We start from the raw sequence: 3267 nt of genomic DNA, 5'->3' as shown, positions 1-3267 counted from the left end.
GAGGTGGCCCGAAATCTGGGCGTTTCTGTCCCGACGCTTTATCGTTGGGTGCCCGCTGCTTCTCTGCCTGTATCAATTACTGCAAGTCTTAACGCACTCTGGTGTCCGTTTTCTGGGGCAACCTCATTTAGACTCCTCGCGGCCCTTCCCTCAGGCTTAGCGTACTCTGTCGTCCGTTGCGTGACGCGACCCCCATTTGAGTTTGAAAAACAAAGATAGTTACGCGAGACTTCAACGAAACGATCTGGATATATCCCATGGTCTGCTAATTCTGGTTTACTTGGCTTATGATCTTCTTTAGCCATAGTCAACTCCTACGGTGAGTTGGTTGTGGTTAGCGGGTTTGTGGTGTTTGCGCACTTCAAACCCGCGCTTTGAATTTGGCAGTGATATCAGGCTAATTAGAGCTATGGCGGGATTTTGATTTCTTGTAGATCGAATTGATCTACAAACGGTACGGATGTACCTGAAGCAAGACGTGTCATGGCATGACTCCTAGATCGCGGTTATTTCCCCCCATCCCACTTCCAAATGGGGTGGCAGACCAAACAGGGTTGGAAGACCGGAATCTAGGAACCGGCGAGCCTCTCGACTCCCCCATCCGGCCTGCCATAGAGGCAATGCCAGACATTTGACACAAAAAAACCACTTCCAATGATGATGTGGCTTCTCTGCGCCTAGATTGCGCGGGCTTCCAAACCCGACTACTACTAACTTTAGTGAAACATACAATTGTAAATATATATTTATAATTGTCAAATGTCTATGTGAGCTATCTTTTGAGAATTGTTATCTATCTGTTACGTGACGCTGTTTCGCTTGCATATACATACGCAGTAGCTTATTGATGCGAGTCTGATAACCTTTTCCATGCTCTCTAAACCACTCTAATACATCAGTATCAAGCCGCAGCGTCACTGGCTGTTTAGGTGGTTCTCGTAATTCGGCGCGCTCAAAAAAATCTTCCCCAAGCTCTGGAATATCACTGGTGTCAATTTCATTATCTGACATGGTTTCCAGCCTTTTCCAGTCAGTTTCTGTAAATACTTTTTTCATAGAGACGTACCTCGTTTCTAGTGGCTTTTCGAGCGCTGATGATGCGTACCACGCTGCCTTCCCGTTCTGTATAAATCACAACTCCAACAATGGCTTTTATCAAACCAATAGCTATCCAGCGCTCCTCTCCATATTCTGCTTTTCCGTCTATCAGATTGAGTATTGGATGCTTAAAAATATCCACTGCATCATTAAAATCGATACCGTGTTTCCGAATGTTGATTCGATTCTTAGCTGTATCCCATTCAAAGTTCACGATTATTCAATATTTACGTTTATATATACAAAATAGTATAACGATGTGTGCAGCGGGCCGATGGCTTTCAATCCAATTGGCAATAAAAAATTTACAGGAAGCCGGATGTATTTCTGATTACGCTTTTTATCTCTCGAAAGAGTAGCCTTTACCACGTTCAGGCTTCCTCTGAAGTACAGGTTGGGGTCGTCTCAGAAAACGGAATTTAAAGCACGCTAAGCCGTTTTACTGTCACTCAGACGATGTCTGGCCAGTAGCCGCACAACGGTAGACGGGTGGACACGGAACAGACGTGCGGCATCGGCTCCCGTTTTCTGCCCGGATGTAACCAGCGCGACGATCTCTGTTTGCTGTTTCCGAGTCAGCTTGGGTCGACGGCCGCCAACGCGTCCATCCATCCGCGCCGCTTCCAAGCCGCTCTTCGTTCGCTCGCGCAGCATCGCGCGCTCAAATTCAGCAAACGAGCCGACCATCTGCATCATCATGCGACCGGCCGGGGTGGCAGTGTCGATGGATTCGGTAAGACTCTGGAAATCTGCTTCGGCTCCTTCAATCTTCTCCAGCGTGAGCAGCAGGTCTTTGAGCGAGCGCGAGAGGCGATCCAGTTTCCACACGACGACCACATCACCCTTCCGTAACTGCTCTAGTAGCCGGTGTAGCTCAGGGCGATCCCAGCAACCGCCCGATGCCTTTTCCTGAAATATCCGTTTGCAGCCCACAGCTCTAAGAGCCGTAATTTGGGCTTGGGCGTCTTGTTCTTGCATCGAGACGCGAGCATAACCGATATGCATGATTGCGATTTCTTGTTGCCATTTAGTTTTATTTTGCAATATATTTTTGCAGCTCGCAATGCCTCACGGCAGTGCACAGCGGGTTGCAACTGCATAAATGAGCGTTCGCGCAATATCTATTCTGCAGCTACGATGCCGCGCCGTTCGATTCTCTCTGCAATTGAAAAACAAAGCCTGTTAGCGTTGCCAGACGCCAAAGATGAGCTGATCTGCCACTACACGTTCAGTGAAAGCGATTTGTCCATCATCCGGCAACGGCGCGGCCCTGCCAATCGTCTGGGTTTCGCCGTGCTGCTTTGCTACATGCGCTATCCCGGGGTCATCTTGAGTGTCGATGAGCCGCCTTTTCCACCCTTGCTGAAACAGGTTGTCGGCCAGCTCAAGGTCAGTGTCGAAAGCTGGAACGAGTACGGACATCGGGAGCAGACCCGGCGCGAGCACCTAGTCGAATTGCAAACGGTATTCGGCTTTCAGCCCTTCACCACGCTCAGCCATTACCGGGCCGCAGTTCATAGCCTAGCGGATTTGGCGTGGCAAACAGACAAGGGCATCGTGCTGGCCACGGCCTGAGTGGATAGCCTACGCCGAAAGAGCGTGCTCCTTCCAACGCCTGGCGTCATTGAGCGCATCTGCGCCGAGGCGATCACTCGCGCCAACCGGCGCATCTACGCGGCCTTGTCCAATCTGCTGATGGAGGCGCATCGCTGTCGCCTCGATGGTCTGCTCAAGCGCCGTGACAACGGCAAGACAACCTGGCTGGCCTGGCTGCGCCAGTCACCGGCTAAACCGAACGCGCGACACATGCTCGAACACATTGGACGCCTCAAAGGCTGGCAGGCGCTCGACCTGCCTTCGGGCATCGAGCGGCTTGTACACCAAAACCGCTTGCTCAAGATCGCCCGCGAGGGGAGCCAGATGACGCCCGCCGACCTGGCGAAGTTCGAGCCGCCGCGCCGCTACGCCACCCTCGTGGCGCTGACCATTGAGGGTATGGCCACCGTCACCGACGAAATCATCGATCTGCACGACCGTATCCTGAGCAAGCTGTTCAACGACGCCAGGAAGAAACACCCGCAGCAGTTCCAAGCATCCAGCAAGGCGATCAACGCTCAGGTACGCCTGTTCGGTCGCATCGGTCAGGCTCTGATCGATGCCAAGCAAAGC

Annotated in this window: 3 protein-coding genes and 1 pseudogene; 1 reads left to right on the top strand and 3 read right to left on the bottom strand. The window is 51.8% G+C overall.

Annotated features, from left to right (window positions below; translation table 11 throughout):
• Positions 1 to 789 precede the first annotated feature (789 nt).
• The 3 genes from CAGGBEG34_RS08760 to CAGGBEG34_RS08750 form a co-directional block, all read right to left on the bottom strand.
• Positions 790 to 1056 carry a BrnA antitoxin family protein gene (locus CAGGBEG34_RS08760; protein ID WP_006683296.1) on the bottom strand — a complete coding sequence of 89 codons (267 nt, stop codon included), beginning with the start codon at positions 1054 to 1056 and terminating at the stop codon, positions 790 to 792.
• Complete coding sequence (locus CAGGBEG34_RS08755) at positions 1031 to 1312, bottom strand: BrnT family toxin (protein WP_006683295.1); 282 nt, start codon at positions 1310 to 1312, stop codon at positions 1031 to 1033. The genes CAGGBEG34_RS08760 and CAGGBEG34_RS08755 overlap by 26 nt, the downstream gene beginning before the upstream one ends.
• Before the next feature lie 215 nt (positions 1313 to 1527).
• On the bottom strand, positions 1528 to 2142 hold the full coding sequence (locus tag CAGGBEG34_RS08750; protein ID WP_275226175.1) for a recombinase family protein: 615 nt from the start codon (positions 2140 to 2142) through the stop codon (positions 1528 to 1530).
• 93 nt (positions 2143 to 2235) lie between these two features.
• Here CAGGBEG34_RS08750 and CAGGBEG34_RS10425 point away from each other — a divergent pair.
• Positions 2236 to 3267 (top strand): annotated as a pseudogene (locus CAGGBEG34_RS10425) (DUF4158 domain-containing protein); the annotation flags it as partial.

The organism is Candidatus Glomeribacter gigasporarum BEG34, from assembly GCF_000227585.1.
In the GTDB taxonomy this organism is placed as follows: Bacteria; Pseudomonadota; Gammaproteobacteria; order Burkholderiales; family Burkholderiaceae; genus Glomeribacter; species Glomeribacter gigasporarum_B.
Note: the sequence above shows the minus strand (reverse complement) of the source record. Positions and strands in the feature narration are given on the sequence as shown.

Bases quoted from the DNA above. Each gene is read 5' to 3' on its own strand.
- CAGGBEG34_RS08760 (WP_006683296.1), bottom strand. From the start codon at position 1,056: ATGAAAAAAGTATTTACAGAAACTGACTGGAAAAGGCTGGAAACCATG.